This is a genomic window from Agrobacterium sp. 5Ca50 (assembly GCF_055381905.1).
The window spans coordinates 1,087,707-1,108,957 of sequence record NZ_AP026438.1 but is presented as its reverse complement, the minus strand read 5'-3'; the positions used below and the strand labels follow the sequence as shown (position 1 = coordinate 1,108,957).

Genomic DNA, 21,251 nt, shown 5'->3' with positions numbered 1-21,251 from the left:
TGTTACCCCCTCACACTACCTTGATAAAATGAGCGCGCTAGGCGCGCTTCGTCTTCGTCGATGGATTTCAACGATGAATGGACAAAATCGATATGAACATGCGCCGCCCGGCGCGCGCGCTCGCCGTCACCGGCCAGAATGGCATCGCGCAATTCGCGGTGCTGCGATGACAGCGGCTCGGTCACCTTTGGAATGACGTAAAGTTTCTCGAGATTCTGCGAAATATTGGCTTTCAGCAGATCAAACAGCCCTTTCATCACTTCAATCAGCACCAGATTGTGCGAGGCGTCGGCAATGGACAGGTGAAAGGCGGCATCCGCCTTGGCCAGTGCCATCGAATCGTCACTGCCCTGCAGGCTGATCAGAGTTTCGAAACATTCGGAGATTCGAGCCTTGTCTTCATCCGTTGCGCGCAAGGTGGCGTGGTAGGCAGCAGCCCCTTCCAGCGCGTGGCGAATTTCCAGCACGTCAAACCGGTAGGCCGGATCGCTGGCAAACAGCCGTGACAGCGGATCGACAAGTGCATTCTGCGACCAGCCGCGTGGCGGTTCCTGGACATAATTGCCACCGCCGGTGCGGCTTGTCAGACGGCCTTTGCTGGCCAGTTGCTGGATGGCTTCACGCAGCGACGAGCGCGACACCTTCAGTTCCAGTGCCAGTTGCCGTTCGGCAGGCAGGCGGTCACCCGCTTTCAGCCCGCGCGCACTGATCAGCACCTCGATCTGTTCTGCAATGGCATCAGACAATCGAACAGTTTTCATATGGGTTTCATCGCCTTAATATTGGTCTGACCAATAAACCAATTTTATTTAAAGCAATGCCCCTGCCCTTGTCCAACAAAAACATTCGTTACGACGTATGATCTCCCGCAGGCCGCGCATTCACCGCGACTGACCGCCTGATCCTGAAAATCCCAAAACAAAAAGCCGCCTGTCGGGTCTGACAGGCGGCGGCATTTAAAGACCTATCGCAATCTTAGGAAGCGAGCTTTGCAGCCAGCTTGGCAATGTGCGCGCCCTGGTACTTTGCGCCTTCGAGTTCGATGGCCGAAGGCTGGCGCGAACCGTCACCGTCGGTGATGGTCGACGCACCGTAAGGCGAACCACCCTTGATTTCATCAACACCCATCTGGCCCTGGAAGGCGTATGGCAGACCGGCAACGGCCATGCCGTGGTGCAGGAAGGTTGGGATGAAGCTGAGAATGGTGGATTCCTGGCCGCCGTGCTGGGTCGCTGTGGAGGTGAATACCGAACCGAGCTTGCCCACCAGCTTGCCGTTGAACCACAGACCGCCAGTCTGGTCCCAGAAATTGCGCATCTGCGAGGCAACTGTGCCGAAACGTGTGCCGGCGCCAACAATGATCGCATCATATTCAGCCAGTTCATCAACCGTTGCGATTGGCGCTGCCTGATCGAGCTTAAAGTGCGAGGACTTGGCAACGTCTTCCGGAACCAGTTCAGGTACGCGCTTTACGACAACGTCTGCACCGGCAGACTTTGCACCTTCCGCTACGGCATATGCCATGGTTTCAATGTGGCCGTAGGAGGAATAATACAGAACCAGTACTTTTGCCATTTTCTCGGTTTCCTTTGCTTGGGGGCCGAAGACCCGTTTAAGAAGTTGTCGCAGCATAATCCTGCCGCTCATCAATTAGGTGACAAAGATGTAGCCCGGATACGGCAACCTCACCAGCCGATCACATCAAGACGCAGTGTTCAATGATGTTGAACGCTTTTTGTCTTGCATTCACTTTTTCGTAGCAATGACGCGCTTGCATTCCATCGGCATCGCGCTACGTTCTACAGACACAACCGCGGATTTTTCATGACCACTGCACCCGTTTCCGTTACCGCCGCCATGCTTGCCATTGGCGATGAACTGCTCTCAGGCCGCACCAAAGACAAGAATATTGGACACCTCGCCGATGTGCTTACCCTGTCGGGTATCGACCTCAAGGAAGTGCGCATTGTCGCAGATGAGCAGGATGCCATTGTCGAGGCATTGAATGCCCTGCGCAGCCGTTATGATTATGTCTTTACATCGGGTGGAATTGGTCCGACCCATGACGATATAACCGCCGATGCGGTGTCGGCAGCCTTTGGTGTGCCGTGCGTGCATGAGGCGGAAGCCATGCGCCTGCTGGCCGACATGTATCGCGCCCGTGACATGGAATTTACCGAGGCCCGCCAGCGCATGGCGCGTCTGCCCCAAGGTGCTGCCCATATCGCAAATCCGGTGTCGACCGCCCCCGGTTTCAACATCGGCAATGTCTATGTGATGGCCGGTGTGCCGCAGGTCTTTCAGGCCATGGTGCATAATGTCGTCCCGCACCTGAAAACCGGTGTGAAGCTGCTGTCGCAGTCGGTTGCCAGCCCATACGGCGAAGGCGATATCGGCACGGCACTGGGCGAAGTTCAGAAGAACCATCCTGAAACCAGCATTGGCTCCTACCCAAAATATGACGGACAGCGATTCTCGACAGAAATCGTCGTTCGCGCTCGTGATGCGGCGGTATTGCATGCTGCTGCACAGGCGGTTTCAGACATGCTGGAACAGATCGGGCGTGAAAAGGCTGCCGCCAGCACGTGAACCGTTAAGTGCTTTGGCGCGTTATCTTTTCACCGGACCGAAAGACGGTGACAACTTGATCAGGATCAAGGCGACATATTTCGAGAAGGACCAGTCTCAAGACACTTGAGACGCATACCATTGAGGAGATCGTCATGAGCTACAAAACAATTCTGACCGTTTTGGACAGCACTCAAAACGCAGCAAAGGTTAGTGAATTCGCCATTGCTCTGGCGAACAGGTTCTCGTCGCATGTGATTGGCCTGCATATGGAAACTATGGCGGCAGTCCCCGTTGTTGCGCCCATGGAAATTCCCGACCCCGCCTCCATTCAGGCTATTCAGGATATTGCGCAGAAAGAGACCAAGGAAATCGCCCGGATTTTCGAGCAAAAACTCTCGGAAAATGGTGTGTCGCATGAGTGGCGCAGCTTCGTTTCCTCGGTTGGTTATACCTCGGCATCCGCTGTCGACAGCGCCCGTTGCACCGATATCGTGATTGCCGGACAGAGCGATTCGTCCAGCCTTTCCGACAGCCGTTCCGATATTGAAAGCTTTCTGTTTGAAAGCGGCCGCCCGGTTCTTTTAGTGCCTTATATTCTCACAGAACCCAAACCGATCAAGCGGGTGCTGATTGCCTGGAACGGTTCACGCGAAGCAACCCGTGCGGCCTTTGATGCCCTGCCGTTCCTGAAAGAAGCAGAAAGCGTCGAGATCTTCACGGTTGATCCGCCAGAAACCGCGACGCAGTCACCGGCTATGGCTGGCGCAGAACTCGCAGCAACCCTTGCGCGCCACGGCGTGAAGGTGACCGTGGCCACCAAAGCGACCTCAGGCACGCTTTCGGCCCATGCGGCAATTGAAAACCGCCTTTCGGATGACAGTGTCGATCTGCTGGTCATGGGTGCCTATACCCATTCGCGCTGGTGGGAAATGCTGTTTGGCGGCGTGACCCGCACGCTTCTGGATTCGATGACCGCGCTGACGCTGCTGTCGCGTTAAAGCTTCAAGTCCCCACCAGACCGAATAGAAAAAGGGCGGCAATTTTGCCGCCCTTTTCCATTGTTATCTGCCGTTTGATCAGTTGGTCTTCTGGTCAATGGTGATGCCGAGTGCGGCAGCCGACGCGCGGAAGATGTCGGTGTTATCAACGTAAACCTGGCTTGCAGCAGGAACGTGGTAACGGGCCAGACCATCATGCGGCTTGGCATTCTTGGTGAAAAAATCCGAACCATTACCCTTGGCGAAAACCGGAACCAGCTCGCGTGTGTGGGTGTCGGAGTTCCAACGCACCAGCGGCATGGCGCCAGCGCCCTGGTTGATGATGTCGGAATAGGCTTTGTTATCGGAATCCGGTCCCTGCAGCAGGCCATTGCCATGGTCGGTGGTGACGATAATCATGGTTTCATCGAAAGAGCTGTTTTCTTCAATCCATTTGACGGCCGCTTCAACGGCTTCGTTGAATTCGATCTGCTCTTCAATGATGCGTGGCAGGTTGTTGGCATGGGCTGCCCAATCCACCGCGCCGCCCTCGACCATCAGGAAGAAACCGTCTTCATCCTTGGAGATCAGGTTCAAGGCTGCCTTGGTCATGGTGGCCAATTCAGGCTGGTTGTCCAGCTTGTCGCCAAAACCAACGCCGCTGCGGTTGAACTGGGTGGTCGCGTTGTTCTGAACGGTGCCGATGACCTTGGTCTTGTCACCGAGGTCAAGCGAACCGGCTGCCAAGGCTTCAAAGTCAGCCTTGGTTTCAATCAGCTTGTAGGCGGTTTCGCCAGATTTCAATTTGTCCCAGGTGTCCTTGCCGCCAACGTAACGATAGGCCTTGTCATCCTTTGGCTCGACTGCCTTGCCGTTATTGTCAAACAGCGGGTGGCCGGACCCCATGACAACAGTTGCGAGACCGCTTTCAACGATTTCCTTGCCGAGGGCGGCATATTCATTGCGGCTTGCATTATGGGCAAGGAAACCGGCCGGTGTTGCATGGCTCCACTGAACGCTGGTGACAACACCAAGGGCGCGACCGCTTTCAACGACATATTCGCCGATGTGCTTCAGCTTTTCGTCGTCATTCGACCAGTTGATGGCATTGTTATAGGTTTTGACGCCGCTGGCGAGTGCGGTGGCTGCTGCGGCGCTGTCTGTGTAATAAGCCCGGGTATAATCATAACCGGTGAAATAACCGGGATAGTTACCGAGCGAACCTTCAAACACGCTGTCAGACTTTTCCGACTTCCAGAGTTCGGCAGGATCGAACGTCACGGTGCCTTCGGCAGTTTTGGTCGGGGTGTTGGAGGTGTTGAGCGGATGCGTGGACGAGAACACCTTCACGTCGAAATCGTCATACACTTCATGGCCCAGCGCGCCGTGGCGATAATAGCTGGCGGCGTGCCATGTGTTGATCCCTGCGCCATCCGAAATCAGCAGAATGACGTTCTTTGCCGGCTTATCCTGCGCAAACACAGGCGTCGTCAAAGTTGTGCCAATCACCAATGCGGCGACAAATTTGCTAAAAATACGCATTTTTTCTTCTCCTGCGGGAATTAGGAAACAGGAAAGCAGCTAGTGTAATTTTATAACAGCTGTGTGAAACGAACCAGGCGACCTGTGGAAAGCTTGATTTTTCAGCGGTGTTGCCGCTATTAGCGAAAGCCATCAACACAACACGCTCATGGTGGCTTTTCTCATGTCTTCTCTCCCCGATAAAGCTTTCCCCGTTTCATGGGATCAATTCCACAGAGATGCGCGCGCACTTGCATGGCGCCTCGCAGGTCTAAACCAGGATTTCCGCGCTATCGTCTGTATTACGCGCGGCGGCCTTGTACCTGCCGCAATCATTTCGCGCGAACTGAACATCCGTCTCATCGAGACGGTTTGCATCGCTTCTTACCATGATTACGTCAATCAGGGTGAGATGAACCTGCTGAAAGGCATTTCGCCTGAACTGACCACCGAACAGGGCAAGGGCATTCTGGTGGTGGACGATCTGACCGACACCGGCAAGACCGCTTCGGAAGTGCGCGACATGTTGCCACAAGCGCATTTTGCCTGTGTCTACGCAAAGCCATCAGGCGTGCCGATGATCGACACTTTCGTGACAGAGGTCAGCCAGGACACCTGGATCTATTTCCCATGGGACATGGGCTTCTCCTATCAGGAGCCAATTGCCAAGGGTTCGCGCGGCTGATCCGCGTCATTGCACGTCATTCTATGACATCTCAAAAGGCTGCGCTTGGCGCGGCCTTTTTTGTGTCAGCCATTCGGCTCCAGCAGCACCGGACCAACACTGTTTTCACCCAGCACGTCACCGGGGTTGCGCAAGGGACATTCATCGGTGGACAGACAGCCGCAGCCGATACAGCCGGTCAACTGGTCGCGCAGCCGTGTCAGCCGGGCAATACGGTCATCGAGGTCTGAGCGCCAATCCGCCGCCAATCGCTGCCAATCCTTCGAATTGGGTGTTCGCTCATCCGGCAATGCGCCGAGCGCGCCCTGTATTTCCTTGAGTGGAATACCGGCACGTTGCGCAACCTTGATAATGGCGATGCGGCGCAGCACATCACGCCCGTAGCGTCGGTGGTTGGCACTGGTGCGCCAGCCCTTGATCAGCCCTTCCGCCTCATAAAAATGCAAGGTGGACACGGCAACACCGGCGCGTTCCGCCACCTCGCCCACACTCAAGTCCCGCATAATCGGCAATTGCCGAAGTTTTTTTGTCATCACTATTGACCTCAACCTTACTTGAGGAATTACCACACGGATTATTCAACACCAAAGGATTTTCCATGACTGACAAAACACTTTCCATCCGCGTCATTATTGGCAGTGCCCGCTCCGTGCGTTTTGCCGATGTGATGACGGCCTGGGTCAGTGAGCAACTGGCGGCAATGCCACATATCGAGGTTGAGGTGCTGGACCCGCGTGAACTGAACCTGCCGCAAGGACATTGTACGGATGTGGAGCCGGCGAAAAGACTGCGCGAAAGCCTCAACTCTGCCGATGCCTTCATCGTCATCACGCCGGAATATAATCGCAGCTACTCCGGTGCGCTTAAGATCCTGATCGATTCCGCCTATGATGAATGGAACGCAAAACCCGTCGGTTTTGTTTGTTATGGTGGCATTTCCGGCGGGCTTCGCGCCGTCGAGCAGCTTCGTCCGGTGTTTTCCGAACTGCATGCGGTGACCACGCGGGATGTGGTCAGCTTTGCCAATCCCTGGAAAAGCGTTGGCCCGGATGGGCGGCTGGATGCCGGCGCCTCTGCGACAACTGCGTTCGAGACCATGATGGCCAAGCTGCAATGGTGGGCCTACACGCTGAAACAGGGACGTGAGGTCACGCCTTACCGAAAGACGGCATAATGATAGAGCGTAGCTTTGCCCTGAAGGGCACCTTGTTGTTCGTGGCAACCCTGACCATCATGGCCGGCACCACGGTGGCACCTTCCCTTCCCGCCATTGAGCAGACCTTTGCCGATACTGAGCATGTCGCGCTTTTGAGCCGCATGGTGTTGACACTGCCGGCGATATTCGTGGCGATGTCGGCACCCATTGCCGGCATTCTGGCAGACCGGTTTGGCCGCAAAAAGCTGCTGATCATCAGCATGGTGCTGTATGGCCTCTCCGGCATGTCCGGCCTTCTGGCGGACAATCTGTTTTTCCTGTTGGTTGGCAGAGCCGTTCTCGGGTTGGCGATTGGTGGCATCATGACCGTCGGCACCACGCTGGCTGGCGATTATTTTACCGGCACCGAGCGGGAAAGCTATCTTGGACTGCAACAGGCCTTTACGCAGTTTGGCGGTGTTGCCTTTGTGGTGACCGGCGGCATTCTGGCCGATATTCACTGGCGGGTGCCTTTTGCGATCTATGCCGCCTCATTCCTTATTCTGCCTGCAGTGCTGGCATTTCTGAGCGAGCCGGCCAAAAAGACAGCACCATCAGGGGGCCCGGCAAAAGCTGTGGTGTCCGCAAACTGGTCGCAGGTGCTGTTGCTGGCACTGGCGACCTATCTGATCAATGTGCTGTTTTACACCGTGCCATCACAGCTGCCGTTTTTCCTGCGGCATCTGGAGATCAACAGTGCCAGCGCTATCGGCTATGCCATTGGCACCTTCAATCTGGCTGGCGCGCTCGTTGCTATGAGCTTTGGCCTGTTGCGATCGCGTTTGGCGGTGCCTGGCATTCTGGCCGGCGGGCTTGCTCTCATGGCAACCGGCTTTCTGATGCTTGCGCAGGCAAGTGGCATGGTGTCGGCACTGGTTGCGCTGTGTGTGCTCGGCACCGGACTTGGTGTGGTGATGCCCAGCATCATGTCGCTGACAATCAAGATCGCACTACCTGCCCTGCGCGGCCGCATTGCAGGACTGGTCACGGCGTCGATGTTTCTCGGGCATTTCACATCACCGCTTGCCAGCCAACCCTGGATCGGCTGGTTTGGTTTCGAGGCGCTTTACCGCGATATCTCCATTGCATTTGCGGCCATGGCTGTCATCGCCATCGCCGCCGCTAGCGTGCGGCGCTGGGCTGTGTGAAATCCGCGTAACATATCTGCCCTCAGGACACGCGTTCTGAGGGCATTTTTCTGCAGACGAAATATCCATAGATCCGGCCCAGCCCCTAGCCCTAGTGGTGCTGAGAGAATCAGCCAACCACAACTGCGACAAAAAATGTGCCCGCCCGCAAATATTGTTTGAGACGAATGTAATGGGCAGCCACGGCAAAGTGTGGTGCTTTTGGTGACAGACAAGCGAAAACTTTACTTATCTGCGCTTTTTTGGCCAGATCGGCATTTTCGCGGTTTTTGGCAAAAAACTGGGGATGGAATTGCCGTCAAAAATAGCTGTAACAAAATGTGACATTTTAAAGATAGCCCAGTAAATAGGGCTTTTCGCGAGTTCACGTGCAGTAAGTCGCTGTGGACAATGTTTCAGCAATCCGCGCCAAGTATCTGAAATTTATAGCAGGTTTTGCTTTCCCCGTTTTCCACAGCCTCCCCACACAATATCTTGTGGTTAACAAGAGGTTGCAAACTAAGGCTTGACGGAATCACTGCAAATCTCGAAAGTAGCAAACATGTTGCGGCGGTAACTGAATCGGTGAACGAGGCCGGTTCTTTTCAGTTTCAGTACACGCGTTTGTCTGCGTTTCGGCCATGAGAGGCATGGAGCGTGAGACTTTTTGTGATCTGAATTTACCGCCGTAAATATGATGCGGGGACTGGTAGCAAGAAACTGTTAATACTATATATAGTATGCTTGCAGCCGAAATCACCACGAGATACAGGATGACCATCTACGGATGAACATCCCATTCAGATCGGCAACACCCGGCTGCGCGCGATAACGCGAAGTCGGACCGGATTATTGCGCCCCCTTGACGGGCGCCAATTGGACGAGGAACGAACACAATGCGCATTGAACGCCGCTTCACGAAGCCAGGCCAATCGCCTTACGCGGAAATCGACTTCCGCAAGGCCGTCAGCGAAATTAAGAACCCGGACGGTTCTATCGTTTTCCGTCTGGCGGATATCGACGTTCCCGCGCAGTTCAGCCAGGTTGCGACCGACGTTCTGGCGCAGAAGTATTTCCGCAAGGCTGGCGTTCCGAAGTTCCTGAAAAAGGTTGAAGAGAACGACGTTCCATCTTTCCTGTGGCGTTCGGTTGCCGACGAGAAGGCCCTGAAGGAACTGCCGGAAGGCGAGCGTTACGGTTCTGAAACCGATGCGCGCCAGGTGTTTGATCGTCTGGCCGGTACATGGGCCTACTGGGGCTGGAAGGGCAAATATTTCTCGTCCGAAGAAGATGCTCTCGCCTTCCGTGACGAGCTTGCATACATGCTGGCCAGCCAGCGCGTTGCACCAAACTCTCCACAGTGGTTCAACACCGGTCTGCACTGGGCTTATGGCATTGATGGTCCCGGCCAGGGCCACTTCTATGTTGACCCCTTCACCGGCAAGCTGACCAAGTCCAAGTCGTCTTACGAACATCCGCAGCCACATGCCTGCTTCATCCAGTCCGTTGAAGACGATCTGGTCAATGAAGGCGGCATCATGGACCTGTGGGTGCGTGAAGCCCGTCTGTTCAAATACGGCTCCGGTACCGGTTCCAACTTCTCCTACCTGCGTGGCGAAGGCGAAAAGCTTTCCGGCGGTGGCAAGTCTTCCGGCCTGATGAGCTTCCTCAAGATCGGTGACCGCGCAGCTGGCGCCATCAAGTCCGGCGGCACGACCCGCCGTGCGGCCAAGATGGTGGTTGTTGATGTCGACCACCCGGACATCGAAGCCTATATCGACTGGAAGGTGAAGGAAGAGCAGAAGGTTGCTGCCCTCGTTACCGGTTCCAAGATTGTTGCCAAGCACCTCAAGGCCATCATGAAGGCCTGCGTGAACTGCGAAGCCGACAATGGCGATTGCTTCGACCCTGCAAAGAACCCTGCCCTGAAGCGCGAAATCCGCGCTGCCAAGAAGGATCAGGTCGCAGAAAACTACATCAAGCGCGTTATCCAGTTTGCCCAGCAGGGTTACAAGGACATCGAGTTCAAGACCTATGACACGGACTGGGATTCGGAAGCCTACCTGACGGTTTCGGGCCAGAACTCCAACAACTCCGTTTCGCTGAAGGACGACTTCCTGCGCGCCGTTGAAAATGACGGTGACTGGAACCTGACGGCACGCCGCGACGGCAAGGTCATGAAGACCCTGAAGGCACGTGACCTCTGGGAAAAGATTTCCCATGCCGCATGGGCATCGGCTGACCCGGGCCTGCACTTCAACACCACGATGAACGACTGGCACACGTCGCCAGCTGCCGGCCCGATCCGCGCGTCCAACCCTTGCTCGGAATACATGTTCCTTGACGACACGGCCTGCAACCTTGCTTCGCTGAACCTCATCCAGTTCAAGGATGCAGCCACCAAGCGCATCAACATTGCAGACTACGAACACGCCGTTCGCCTGTGGACCGTTGTTCTCGAAGTGTCTGTCATGATGGCTCAGTTCCCATCGCGCCAGATTGCCGAGCGTTCCTACGAATACCGTACACTGGGTCTCGGTTACGCCAACATCGGCGGTTTCCTGATGTCTTCGGGCATTCCTTATGACAGCGACGAAGGCCGCGCCATTGCCGGTGCTCTGACCGCGATCATGACCGGTATTTCCTACGCCACGTCTGCTGAAATGGCTGGCGAGCTAGGTCCGTTCCCGGGCTTTGCACCAAACCGCGACAACATGCTGCGCGTTATCCGTAACCACCGCCGCGCCGCCCACGGTCTGGCCTATGGTTATGAAGAGCTGTCGGTAAACCCGGTTGCCCTGATCCACGCAGATTGCACCGACCCTGATCTCGTCACACATGCCATGGCAGCGTGGGACAAGGCGCTGGAACTTGGCGAACAGCACGGCTACCGCAACGCCCAGACCACGGTTATCGCGCCAACTGGCACGATCGGCCTCGTCATGGATTGCGACACAACCGGTATCGAGCCTGACTTTGCGCTGGTAAAGTTCAAGAAGCTGGCCGGCGGCGGTTACTTCAAGATCATCAACCGCGCTGTTCCAGAATCCCTGCGTTCTCTCGGTTACTCCGAAAGCCAGATTGCCGAAATCGAAGCTTACGCTGTCGGTCACGGCAACCTCAACCAGGCACCGGCCATCAACCCGACCACGCTGAAGGCCAAGGGCTTCACTGATGAGAAGATTGAAGCCGTCAATGCTGCCCTCAAGAGCGCGTTCGACATCAAGTTCGTGTTCAACCAGTGGACACTGGGTGCGGACTTCCTGAAGGATACGCTGAAGGTTTCCGACGAGCAGCTGTCCGACATGAGCTTCAACCTCTTGGAGCACATGGGTTTTGCCAAGAAGGACATCGAAGCAGCAAACGTTCACGTTTGCGGTGCGATGACGCTGGAAGGTTCGCCGTTCCTCAAGAACGAAGATCTGGCCGTGTTCGATTGCGCCAACCCATGCGGCAAGATCGGCAAGCGTTACCTCTCGGTAGAATCCCACATCCGCATGATGGCGGCTGCCCAGCCATTCATCTCCGGTGCGATCTCCAAGACGATCAACATGCCGAATGATGCAACGGTTGAAGATTGCGGTGCAGCTTACATGCTGTCCTGGAAGCTGGCGCTGAAGGCCAACGCCCTTTACCGCGATGGTTCCAAGCTGTCGCAGCCGCTCAATTCCTCGCTGGTTGAGGATGAGGACGACGAAGACGCACTGGAAGAGCTGATGCAGCAGCCAGTTGCGGCACAGGCCGTCACCATCACCGAAAAGATCGTTGAGCGTGTTGTCGAGCGTGTCAGCCGCGAGCGTGAAAAGCTGCCAAACCGTCGTCAGGGTTACACCCAGAAGGCTGCTGTGGGTGGTCACAAGGTTTACCTGCGCACCGGCGAATTCGGTGACGGTCGCATCGGCGAAATCTTCATCGACATGCACAAGGAAGGCGCTGCTTTCCGTGCGATGATGAACAACTTCGCCATCGCCATCTCGCTCGGCCTGCAATATGGCGTGCCACTGGAAGAATATGTGGAGGCCTTCACCTTCACCAAGTTCGAACCGGCTGGCATGGTCATCGGTAACGACGCGATCAAGAACGCAACATCGATCCTCGACTACGTGTTCCGCGAACTGGCCGTGTCCTATCTTGGCCGTCACGATCTGGCCCATGTCGACACGTCGGACTTCTCCAACACGGCACTCGGCAAGGGCATTCAGGAAGGCAAGACCAACCTGGTTTCCACTGGCTGGACCCGCGGTTACAAGCCAACGCTGGTTTCCAACAGCGAACGCGCTTCCTCCGAGCCTAAGGGTGCAGCAACAGCGGCGCCAGCGCGTGCCTCGGCAAGCGTAACCTCATTCAGTGGCAGTGCCGTGCGCAAGCTGGAAGTGGCAACCGCCGTTTCCACCTCTGAAATCGTCGCCTTCAAGCGCGATTACGAAGAGCGCGCCAAGGAACTGGCGGAAGAGATTGCCGAGGAATCCTTGGCAACCGAGACCGAACAGGCAGCAACTGCCCTCTTCTCCGACAAGGCCGCTGCCGACGCAGCATCTGCCAAGACGGAAGCCAAGAAGGTGGAAAACGAACGCCGCATGCGCTCGATTGCCCAGGGCTACACCGGCAACATGTGCTCCGAGTGCCAGAACTTCACCATGGTGCGTAACGGCACCTGCGAGAAGTGCGACACATGCGGCGCGACGAGCGGTTGCAGCTAAGGATGCCGCTTCGTCCTCTCGGGATCATCCCAGAAGACAGACTACAACTCATGCCGCGGGACGCCATTCCGCGGCATGAGTTTTGTTTTTGGCTGCACGATCAAACAGCTAGATTGCTTCTAGAGGCGTCTCAATCTAACCAAGTTAACCACTGGCATAAAGTTGTCGAAACAGCACTCAGGGATGTCTCTGACGGAGTTAACCGAGAAGATGTGCTTATCGCGTTAGCCGAAATTGGCGGCACAGTATGCATTCCGATGAAGATCGATATCTTCACGGCACTTCTATCCGACACACTACACTTCATATACGAAGCACTTATCGCGTTGGAAAAAAGAAAGTTTAATGTTGCTTTTTCCTTATTAAGGAAACCGTTGTCTGAAAATTTGATCATTCTCTCAAAATTGGTGTCAGACGACGACGCATTCATCCGGTCATTCGCGGATGGAACCCTGCAGCAAAAACAAGTCATTCAGATCGACGCATCGCAACGAATAGCACTATTTGACAGCGCGATATCTTTTCTACCAATAAAGTCTCCCTTTAGCGGAGCGCTCATTAACGATATAATATTCAACAAAAATATGCCAAACGGCCTGCAAATTAGGATGCAAAAAGCGACGCATCTCGTAACAACGCGGCATACCTCGTTACTAACGCCTCGATTAGGTCTAAACGGTATTTTTTCCGACGAGCAAGGCGATCAAAACTACCGCGTATATGATTGTCTACCGGTCGTACTTTTTCTACTTCTACAGATGGCTATCCATAAATTCTCCATCTACTTGGCCACGAGCGAAAGAAGTACAAATGAGATACTATTTAGGGCGTTGGGAATATATGGCAATCTTTACGAGGGCCGTTTGGATGAACTTTCGCGCACATTAAACAACACTATGCGAGATTTTTTTGAGTGTGAATGGTGCGAAGATCGAAGTGCAAAAATAACAAAAAACTTTGCTGCGGACTTTTACTTAAATGACAGAGTTTACTGTAAAAATTGCCGAAGTCATAGCCACACTCCCCTCACCTACATATTGAGATCCGGCAAGCTCAACATTACAGAAAATGAAGTAAAGTTCCCTTCAGAGTATGAAAAACTTTTTATACGTCCAACAAAGACAGAATGTGAAAGCCAATCTGTCGATCCAACCCCCAAATGCAATTCGGCAATCTAGTCACATTGGAATTGCGCGCTATTTCGAGGGATCAAGATTAGCATAAAAATGAACAATTAGAGATGAGTTGCGCGAGCGAAGCCTTTTTCCATCGCTGCGAGGCTGGGGAATAATGAAAACATATATATTGCTCTGTACCACGGTTACACTCTTATCGTTTGCATCATTTGCTCAGGCAACCTGTTACGACGTTTCCAACAAAGAACCATCTGCGCTGAGCGGCCACCTCACCCACCGCATGTTTGCAGGTCCGCCGAATTTTGAGGATGTGCAGAAGGGCGACACTCCCGAACCCGGATATATTCTCAAGCTCGATCAGCCTATTTGCATTACCGGCGACGAATTTGCTGATGCTGACACCATGTTCGATGAGGTGCAGCTTGTCCCGACCGAAAAAACAGCCAAGGATATGGCGGCGCTGCGCGACACCTACGTATTTGTAGATGTTAAAGACCCAATGCCGGCGATGACAGGGCACCACCACCGCCCTCTGCTGGCTTGGGTAACTGAGATTTCTTCAGCACGGGATATAACAACAAGTTACGGCACCGCAGCGACAACAATAGAAGCCTTTTACGCTGCCTTGCACTCCGGTGATGGTAAATTGGCCACTAACTTCATTGTGCCTGAAAAAACTAAAAAGGGCCCCTTTAGCGCAACTGCGATGACAAAGTTTTACTCATCGCTTGCCGAGCCAATTACGTTGATCGACGTTCATCCAATTGATGATAACCGCTTCGCTGTCCGCTATCGTTTCCGCAGTCGATCACAGGCCTGCAATGGTGCCGCTACGATAATCACGGTAAAACGCAACGAACGTGATTTCATTCTGTCCATTCACGCAGAGAACGGATGTTAGAAGCGCTCACAGAAGACTAAGAGAGGCCACCTAATCTGGCGGCAAACCTTAAAACTGCTGACGGTGCCCAAGCCTCCCTCTCCCCTGTGCTCGTCACAGGGATCCAGGCCCATCCCCAGTCTTGGGGATGAAAAGGGCCTTTCCGCCGCGCAGATGCGCGCCGACTGGATGCCTGTAACAAGCACGAGGCATGAGGACGGGGTGTGGGACAGTTGGAGCAAGACAGCCAGCGTGGCGAAAGCTCAAGTTGCAGTAGAATGCATACACACCGTGCAATAAAGGCAACCCCTCACCTGAAAAATCTGTGACTTAGCTTTGCTAAGACCATGATTTTTCTTCCTCTCCCACAAGGGTAGAGGTGGGGGCACCGAGTGACGCTCCGATCTCCCTCATTCCCGCACTTGTTGCGGGAATCTAGTCATCCCCAGTCTTGGGGATGGTAGAGTCTCTTCGTCACGCAGACGCGTGACGACTGGATGCCTGTGACAAGCACGAGGCATGAGGAGCATTTGTTGAGCCGTCAACGTCAAACAATTGACGGTATGCACCCCCACCTTGATGATTGACAAAACAGATGCGCAGGCATAATCCAAAGTCATCAGATGACTTTATGATTAGATCATGCAGAACCTTGAAAAAATAAGCCTGACGGAACGTGCTATCAACGCCATTCGCAGCGAGATCATCGCCGTGCGCTGGCAGGTTGGCGAGAAGCTGCCCAATGAGACCACCCTGTCTGAGATGCTGTCGATCAGCCGCGGCACGGTGCGCGAAGCCGTGCGCGTTCTGGTGGCGCAAGGGCTGCTGGAGACCCGGCAAGGCTCCGGCACCTATGTGCTGTCAACCACAGACATGGCGGCACCGCTGACACAGGCACGCAGAGCAAGTTTGCGTGACCAGTTCGAGGCGCGTTGCGCGCTTGATGTCGAGGCCGCACGGCTGGCCGCCATCCGCCACACCCCTGAGATGATTACCGAATTGCGACGCCTGCTGGCCGAGCGCGGCAATTATTCCGGTGGCGACAAGACACAGTTCATTGCCCGCGACCTGGCGTTTCACCGGGCGGTGATAGCCGCGTCGTGCAATCAGGCGATGATCGAAATCTACAATTTCTTCTCCTCCTCCATCACCGAGACCATTGAAGCGACGCTTGATGAGGAAGTTCCCGAACCCGACATGCAGGCCCATGCCGACATTGTCGACGCCATAGAAACGGGCGATGCCGACAAGGCTGCCGCCGCGGTGCGACGCTTTATGGCGCCCGTCTTTTCCACCCTTGATCGATTGCTGCTTTCATGAATTCTCATTCCCCTACCCCAGCTCACGCCACTGCCGCTCATCCTGCGCAGACGCTTGAAAACACGCTTGCCGAGACACTGGAACCGCTTGGCGAAACCCTAGTTGATGCCGAGGTGGACATTGTTCCGCCGCCGGCACCACCGGCATTCAGCACAATTGGCCGTGTCATTCTTGGTGCCAGCCTAGTGCTGATTGCCTTTAACCTCAGACCGGTGTTTTCCAGCGCCTCCGCCCTGCTGCCGGAAATTCGCTCCGAGCTTGGCCTGTCTGCCCTTGGTGCCAGTCTGCTGACCACGCTTCCCGTGGTTTGCCTTGGTGCATTTTCGCCTTTTGCACCGCGCTTGGCACAGCGTTTCGGCTCCGAATGGACGCTGCTTGGCGTGTTGCTGCTGTTGTCGCTTGGCACCGCCTTGCGCGGCCTGTCATCAATGCCGCTGCTGTTCATCGGCACGGCACTGGCCGGTGCCTGCATTGCGGTTGGCAATGTGTTGTTGCCAGGTTTGGTCAAACGTGATTTTCCCAAACAGGCCGCCTTGATGACCGGCCTCTACACCATGGCGCTGTGCGCCGGTGCGGCGGGTGCGGCCGGCCTGACCCTGCCACTGGAAGCCATGCTCGGCGGCTCGATGAATGCCGCACTTGCGGCCTGGGCGCTTCCGGCACTGGTGGTTGGTGCCATCTGGCTGCCGCAGGTGTTCATGGTCAAGCGCGGCGCGGCGCGCAGCGGCTTTCGTGTTGAAGGTCTGTGGCGCGACAGGCTGGCGTGGAATGTCACCCTGTTCATGGGATTGCAGTCGGCGTTGGCCTACAGCGTGTTTGGCTGGCTGGTCCCTATCCTCAGGGATCGCGGCCTTGACGGTGTTACCGCCGGTGCCGTGGTATCAATATCGGTCATGGTGCAGGCCGCCGCCTGCCTCGTTGTTCCGCATATTGCCGTGCGTGGCAAAAATCAGTCCATCATCAACGTCACGCTGTGCGCATTGGCAGTTGGTGCCCTGATCGGTCTGCTGTTTGCGCCACTTTCAACCGTGTGGATCTGGGCGGTTATTCAGGGTGTCGGCCAAGGCGGGTTGATTGCAGCCGCCATGACGGTGATCGTGCTGCGCTCTGGTGATGCACATATTGCCGCCCATCTCTCGGGCATGGCGCAATGCGTGGGTTATCTGCTGGCGGCCACCGGACCTCTGATTGTCGGTTTCATCCGCGGCTGGACCGGCAGCTTTGCCGGCTGCGCCATCCTGTTTGTGGTGATCGGCACCATCGCTGCCATCAATGGCTGGTTTGCCGGACGCAATGGTCATGTGGGCGCCAGAAGTGTGGCGACCTGAAAACTAATGGGACTATGGAGCGTGCCTCACACTCCCTCTTCCCTGTGCTTGTCACAGGAACACAGTCATCCCAAGTCTTTGGGATGAAAAGACCCTTTCCGCCGCGCAGACGCGCGGCGACTGGATGCCTGTGACAAGCACAAGGCATGAGGAAAACCAGCGTCCTCAAAAAGCCGGGGTTGGTGACGCCGCCTTGAAATGATCCCGCAGCGTTTCGGTTTCATATTCGTGACGATAGAGGCCACGCTTGCGCAGAATTGGCACCAGCTCATCTGCTATAACCGGCAGACCATCGATCAGCCGATCCGGCTGCAGGTTGAAACCATCGATGGCCCCGGCATGGAACCAGTCTTCAATGTGGTCGGCCAGCTGTTCCGGCGTGCCGACAAACCCGGCATGGCCCGACCCGGTGTAACGGGTTTGCTTGAGATATTCGCGCACCGTCGGGTTGGTTTTACGGATTTGCGTGATAATGGATTCACGAAAACCGATGCTGCCAAGGAAGGTCTTGGCGTCCTTGATCGGACCCAGAACTTCATCGGGAAACGGTTCGTCCAGTTCCAGTTTCGAGGCATCGTAACCGATGGCCTGCGATAGCCAGCCCACGGAATAGGATGCCGGACCGGCGTCATGGATTTCATCGCTACGACGACGCGCCTCCTCTTCCGTGCTGCCGAGGCTCAGCAACAGACCGGGCAGAATTTTCACATCATCCGGCGAGCGGCCGTTGTCGCGGGCAAATCCCTTGACCAGACGATAATGCTCGATGGCCTGCGCCTTGGTCAGTTCTGCGGCAAACACACCTTCCGCGATGCGACCTGCCAGTGTGCGGCCCTGCGGCGAGCCACCGGCCTGAAAGATGATTGGCTGGCCCTGTTTGGATGGTGGCACACGCAGGCGCCCGGAAATATCGAAGAACTCGCCGTGGTGATCAATGTCGCGCCCGTTAGCCGCAGACGCCCACAGCGCCCGAACGACGTCGACAAATTCGCTGGCCCGCTCATAGCGGTCATCACGGGCTGGAATGTCTGAAATGCCGAAGTTGCGGGCCGCCGGTACACCACGGGTTGTCACGACATTCCATGCCGCACGTCCACCCGTCTGGTGGTCCCAGGACAAGAAGCGCTCGGCCAGTTCAAACGGATCGTTGAAGGTTGAAGAGGCCGTTGCCACCAGACCGACACGAGAGGTCGCGGCCGCCACATGCCCCCAGTTGACCGACGGTTCCAGCCGTACCGGATTGGCATCATAGGCCGGGTCACCGAGCAGCGGACCGTCTGCCAGAAACAGCGCGTCCAGCGTACCACGCTCTGCGGTCTTGCCAATATTTTCCCAATAGGCTGGATCAATGAAGGCATCCTTTTCCAGCAATGGGGTTTTCCACGCCGCCGGAAGATATCCGAGAACCAGCACGTTGATGCCGAGCAGGACGTGGCCAGATCGTTTGTTTGTCATCTGAAATGTCTCCAATACCGTCTACAGAGAGACGTGAGGTTTTGGCGCCGGAAACGCGGGGCGCACCGTCGATGGCAGCGGTCGTGGCGCCGAAAGGTTGAGGGCGTCCCGGAGCGAACCGCCAGGCGCGGTTGGTGCAAAACCATCCGCCAGCCAGCGCTCGGCGACATCCAGCAACTCCCGCACCGATTGCTCGTTGCCTGCTTTCAACAAGACACCGGACACAGCATCGGTGGGAGGCGTCTCTCCCAGGGAAACGACAGGCACGGTACCTGCGCCACCCAGCACCAGCTCAATCGGGTTATCTTCTCCCGCTGGCGGTGCATCCGCTTTCGTATGGCCATACCAGGCGATGACGGAGGCACCGGTTTGTGGTTCCGGCGCGTTGAGCGGCCCGGCAATCGAAAAGCTGTTGGCGATATCGACATGCACGATACGATCTGACTGTACGAGAATGCCGCTATCGCGATCACCGATGATGGAATCATGCGGCCAGCTTTGCTCCAGAGCCCGCACGGCAACGGCTGTGTCATAGGCTGTCTTTGCATTCAGCTGTGCGCCACCGCCAAGCCCTGCCCCGCCCCATGCCGGAGCATCTTTTGGACCCTCCGGTGCATAGGCATCGCGAATGCCGACAAGCAGACCACTGCGCCCGCCGGAGAGATGGGCAAGCGACGCGACACGACGTGCCAGATTATAGGGGTGGTCCCGTTGTGGCGCGGCGGCAATCAGGAAACGGCCATTTTCGGTCGCGCCTGCCAGTGTGGCACCGGCAGCACTGCTGGCCAGGGTGACGGATGCAGGTTCGCTGCCGTCAATGCGGTCGATGCCAAGCACCGTGAATGCAACGGGCAAGGCATCCCAACGCGACAGCAGTTCACGGCTGCCGGTCAGTTGAAGCAAATGCGGCCCGGCCAGTGCAAGGGCAAGATAGGGTTTTGTCATTGCGCCGCTCCTCAGTTGCCCTGCCCGCCACGACCAAGCCGCGCGATGCTCGACACCGGGGACTTGTCGTTGACCAGATAGTCACCGAGGATGCGCGCCTTGTAGGCAACCGGATTATGCGACGCCAGCGTACGGGCATTGCGCCAGTGGCGGTCAAGCGCGGTTTCCTCCGATGTCGCCGATGCACCAAGCGCGTTGAACACATGGGTGGCAGCATAAAGCGTGCTCTCGACGATGGCGATCTGCGCCTGCGCAACAGCCACTTCGCCTGCCGTTGCGCGCTGGTCACGCAATTCGACATTGCCCACCGCATGGGCGGCGGCAATCAGGTCAAGCGAACTGGCGGCACGACGAAGTGCTGCTTCGGTCGTAAAGGCCCGCACCGACACTTCACCGATAACCTGAAGCAACTGCGCATCCTGTGCGGGCACCGGATCAAGGCCCTGCGGGTAATTGCGGCCGCGGGATTTGAGCGCCTTGATACCATCGCGCAGCACAGCACGGGTAATGCCGGTCAGAACGGCCAACAGCGCCGTCTGGTAAAAATGCCCTTGATAGACAACACGTTCGCTGGCCGGAAAGACATCCCCCTCATGCGCCACGACATCCTTGTAAACCGCACTGCCGCTGGCCGTCGTGCGCTGGCCAAAACCCGGCCAGTCATCCGTCAGTTCAACGCCAGGCTGGTGGCGGTTAACGAGTGTGGTGATCAGCGTGCCTTCGGCGTCCTTGCCGATGACATCCAGCCAGTCGGCATAAAGGCTGCCGGTGGCATAAAACTTCGCGCCGGATACCCGATAATGGTCATCGGTTTTGGTGACCGTGGTCTTAATGGTGGCATAGGTGCCGTTATTGGCTTCCGTCCAGCCGCCACCGACAAATTCACGGTCGCGGAAACGCTTCAACCAACGCTCATTGGCGGCAGATGGCCGTGCATTCAGGCGGTCTTCGACAAAGGCCAGATGGTTGCGCCAGATATGGGCGACATTGGCGTCTGCTTCTGCCAGCAGGGCCAGCAGGTAAAACACCTGTTCCAGCGAGGCGCCAAAACCGCCAAACTCCATTGGCACACGCACCAGAGCGAAATCGGCATCCTTCAGCCACTGCACCTGTTCAAAAGGAAAGGTGCGGTTGCGCTCACGCTCAATACTGCCTTCGGCAATACGGTCAAACACCGGCTGGAAGCGCTCGACAAGCGTCTCTTCCCGGGCAGTTGCGGGGCGCAAATAGGTGCGGGAAAGCGTTGCATCCACTGCGGTCATGTCATTCTCCTTCATGATGGCGCAACATCAGGAAAAGATGCTGCGCAAATGTCTGTTGTGTTGGCGACGGGCCTTGAAGGCCCATCTGCATAATTGTCGGGTTTGAGCGGCACGGGCTGCCATCAGCGCGTCGAACAGGACTGGCCAGG

17 protein-coding genes are annotated in these 21,251 nt (G+C 56.1%); 10 read left to right on the top strand and 7 right to left on the bottom strand.

The annotated features are described in order from the left end of the window. Positions 1–2: 2 nt before the first annotated feature. Positions 3–761 (bottom strand): transcriptional regulator LldR, encoded by a 759-nt coding sequence (lldR, locus tag ACZ5FM_RS05295; protein WP_250982723.1) that lies wholly within the window; start codon positions 759–761, stop codon positions 3–5. Between the two features lie 214 nt (positions 762–975). Then, entirely contained in the window at positions 976–1,575 is a 600-nt protein-coding gene (wrbA, locus tag ACZ5FM_RS05290) for an NAD(P)H:quinone oxidoreductase type IV (protein WP_192487654.1), read from the bottom strand. A 249-nt stretch (positions 1,576–1,824) separates the two neighbouring features. Between wrbA and ACZ5FM_RS05285 the strand changes: the two genes are divergently transcribed. Next, positions 1,825–2,589 (top strand): competence/damage-inducible protein A, encoded by a 765-nt coding sequence (locus ACZ5FM_RS05285; RefSeq protein ID WP_464039903.1) that lies wholly within the window; start codon positions 1,825–1,827, stop codon positions 2,587–2,589. A gap of 134 nt (positions 2,590–2,723) precedes the next feature. Beyond that, entirely contained in the window at positions 2,724–3,569 is an 846-nt protein-coding gene (locus ACZ5FM_RS05280; protein WP_464039902.1) for a universal stress protein, read from the top strand. Positions 3,570–3,647: 78 nt separating this feature from the next. On the opposite strand, the gene ACZ5FM_RS05275 is transcribed toward ACZ5FM_RS05280, so the two are convergent. Beyond that, on the bottom strand, positions 3,648–5,090 hold the full coding sequence (locus ACZ5FM_RS05275; RefSeq protein ID WP_464039901.1) for an alkaline phosphatase: 1,443 nt from the start codon (positions 5,088–5,090) through the stop codon (positions 3,648–3,650). A gap of 163 nt (positions 5,091–5,253) precedes the next feature. Here ACZ5FM_RS05275 and gpt point away from each other — a divergent pair, with 163 nt between their 5' ends. After that, complete coding sequence (gene gpt / locus ACZ5FM_RS05270; RefSeq protein WP_259145043.1) at positions 5,254–5,754, top strand: xanthine phosphoribosyltransferase; 501 nt, start codon at positions 5,254–5,256, stop codon at positions 5,752–5,754. 65 nt (positions 5,755–5,819) lie between these two features. Here gpt and soxR read toward each other — a convergent pair whose 3' ends face one another. After that, entirely contained in the window at positions 5,820–6,287 is a 468-nt protein-coding gene (soxR, locus tag ACZ5FM_RS05265) for a redox-sensitive transcriptional activator SoxR (RefSeq protein WP_259145051.1), read from the bottom strand. 65 nt (positions 6,288–6,352) lie between these two features. Between soxR and ACZ5FM_RS05260 the strand changes: the two genes are divergently transcribed. From ACZ5FM_RS05260 to ACZ5FM_RS05230, 7 genes are all read left to right on the top strand, one after another. Continuing rightward, positions 6,353–6,928 carry an NADPH-dependent FMN reductase gene (locus tag ACZ5FM_RS05260; RefSeq protein ID WP_464039899.1) on the top strand — a complete coding sequence of 192 codons (576 nt, stop codon included), beginning with the start codon at positions 6,353–6,355 and terminating at the stop codon, positions 6,926–6,928. Then, positions 6,928–8,097, top strand: a complete 1,170-nt coding sequence (locus tag ACZ5FM_RS05255; RefSeq protein ID WP_464039898.1) for an MFS transporter — start codon at positions 6,928–6,930, stop codon at positions 8,095–8,097. Before ACZ5FM_RS05260 ends, ACZ5FM_RS05255 begins: the two co-directional genes overlap by 1 nt. An 875-nt stretch (positions 8,098–8,972) precedes the next feature. Then, positions 8,973–12,776: a vitamin B12-dependent ribonucleotide reductase gene (locus ACZ5FM_RS05250; RefSeq protein WP_275640958.1), complete on the top strand. Its 3,804-nt coding sequence runs from the start codon at positions 8,973–8,975 to the stop codon at positions 12,774–12,776. After that, entirely contained in the window at positions 12,749–13,954 is a 1,206-nt protein-coding gene (locus ACZ5FM_RS05245) for a hypothetical protein (RefSeq protein ID WP_464039897.1), read from the top strand. The genes ACZ5FM_RS05250 and ACZ5FM_RS05245 overlap by 28 nt, the downstream gene beginning before the upstream one ends. A 112-nt stretch (positions 13,955–14,066) precedes the next feature. Next, complete coding sequence (locus ACZ5FM_RS05240) at positions 14,067–14,813, top strand: hypothetical protein (RefSeq protein ID WP_464039896.1); 747 nt, start codon at positions 14,067–14,069, stop codon at positions 14,811–14,813. 621 nt (positions 14,814–15,434) lie between these two features. Then, positions 15,435–16,112, top strand: coding sequence for a FadR/GntR family transcriptional regulator (locus tag ACZ5FM_RS05235; RefSeq protein WP_250982732.1), 678 nt, complete (start codon positions 15,435–15,437; stop codon positions 16,110–16,112). Next, the gene (locus ACZ5FM_RS05230) at positions 16,109–17,440 is read left to right on the top strand and encodes a CynX/NimT family MFS transporter (protein ID WP_464039895.1); all 1,332 of its coding nucleotides are present in this window, start codon (positions 16,109–16,111) and stop codon (positions 17,438–17,440) included. The genes ACZ5FM_RS05235 and ACZ5FM_RS05230 overlap by 4 nt, the downstream gene beginning before the upstream one ends. Before the next feature lie 165 nt (positions 17,441–17,605). On the opposite strand, the gene ACZ5FM_RS05225 is transcribed toward ACZ5FM_RS05230, so the two are convergent. The 3 genes from ACZ5FM_RS05225 to ACZ5FM_RS05215 are packed head-to-tail and all read right to left on the bottom strand — an operon-like array spanning position 17,606 to position 21,102. After that, positions 17,606–18,895 carry an NtaA/DmoA family FMN-dependent monooxygenase gene (locus ACZ5FM_RS05225; protein ID WP_464039894.1) on the bottom strand — a complete coding sequence of 430 codons (1,290 nt, stop codon included), beginning with the start codon at positions 18,893–18,895 and terminating at the stop codon, positions 17,606–17,608. A gap of 21 nt (positions 18,896–18,916) precedes the next feature. Next, positions 18,917–19,840, bottom strand: coding sequence for a hypothetical protein (locus ACZ5FM_RS05220; protein ID WP_464039893.1), 924 nt, complete (start codon positions 19,838–19,840; stop codon positions 18,917–18,919). A gap of 11 nt (positions 19,841–19,851) precedes the next feature. Next, a complete protein-coding gene (locus ACZ5FM_RS05215; RefSeq protein ID WP_259145070.1) occupies positions 19,852–21,102 on the bottom strand; it encodes an acyl-CoA dehydrogenase family protein in 1,251 nt (416 codons plus the stop codon). Positions 21,103–21,251 lie beyond the last annotated feature (149 nt).

Excerpts from the sequence above, each read along its gene's own strand:
- ACZ5FM_RS05220 (WP_464039893.1), bottom strand. The coding sequence starts at position 19,840 with ATGACAAAACCCTATCTTGCCCTTGCACTGGCCGGGCCGCATTTGCTT.
- ACZ5FM_RS05235 (WP_250982732.1), top strand. The coding sequence starts at position 15,435 with ATGCAGAACCTTGAAAAAATAAGCCTGACGGAACGTGCTATCAACGCC.
- lldR (WP_250982723.1), bottom strand. The coding sequence starts at position 761 with ATGAAAACTGTTCGATTGTCTGATGCCATTGCAGAACAGATCGAGGTG.
- ACZ5FM_RS05255 (WP_464039898.1), top strand. The coding sequence starts at position 6,928 with ATGATAGAGCGTAGCTTTGCCCTGAAGGGCACCTTGTTGTTCGTGGCA.
- ACZ5FM_RS05225 (WP_464039894.1), bottom strand. The coding sequence starts at position 18,895 with ATGACAAACAAACGATCTGGCCACGTCCTGCTCGGCATCAACGTGCTG.
- ACZ5FM_RS05285 (WP_464039903.1), top strand. The coding sequence starts at position 1,825 with ATGACCACTGCACCCGTTTCCGTTACCGCCGCCATGCTTGCCATTGGC.
- soxR (WP_259145051.1), bottom strand. The coding sequence starts at position 6,287 with ATGACAAAAAAACTTCGGCAATTGCCGATTATGCGGGACTTGAGTGTG.
- gpt (WP_259145043.1), top strand. The coding sequence starts at position 5,254 with ATGTCTTCTCTCCCCGATAAAGCTTTCCCCGTTTCATGGGATCAATTC.
- ACZ5FM_RS05245 (WP_464039897.1), top strand. The coding sequence starts at position 12,749 with ATGCGGCGCGACGAGCGGTTGCAGCTAAGGATGCCGCTTCGTCCTCTC.
- ACZ5FM_RS05275 (WP_464039901.1), bottom strand. The coding sequence starts at position 5,090 with ATGCGTATTTTTAGCAAATTTGTCGCCGCATTGGTGATTGGCACAACT.
- wrbA (WP_192487654.1), bottom strand. The coding sequence starts at position 1,575 with ATGGCAAAAGTACTGGTTCTGTATTATTCCTCCTACGGCCACATTGAA.
- ACZ5FM_RS05215 (WP_259145070.1), bottom strand. The coding sequence starts at position 21,102 with ATGACCGCAGTGGATGCAACGCTTTCCCGCACCTATTTGCGCCCCGCA.
- ACZ5FM_RS05280 (WP_464039902.1), top strand. The coding sequence starts at position 2,724 with ATGAGCTACAAAACAATTCTGACCGTTTTGGACAGCACTCAAAACGCA.
- ACZ5FM_RS05250 (WP_275640958.1), top strand. The coding sequence starts at position 8,973 with ATGCGCATTGAACGCCGCTTCACGAAGCCAGGCCAATCGCCTTACGCG.
- ACZ5FM_RS05230 (WP_464039895.1), top strand. The coding sequence starts at position 16,109 with ATGAATTCTCATTCCCCTACCCCAGCTCACGCCACTGCCGCTCATCCT.
- ACZ5FM_RS05240 (WP_464039896.1), top strand. The coding sequence starts at position 14,067 with ATGAAAACATATATATTGCTCTGTACCACGGTTACACTCTTATCGTTT.
- ACZ5FM_RS05260 (WP_464039899.1), top strand. The coding sequence starts at position 6,353 with ATGACTGACAAAACACTTTCCATCCGCGTCATTATTGGCAGTGCCCGC.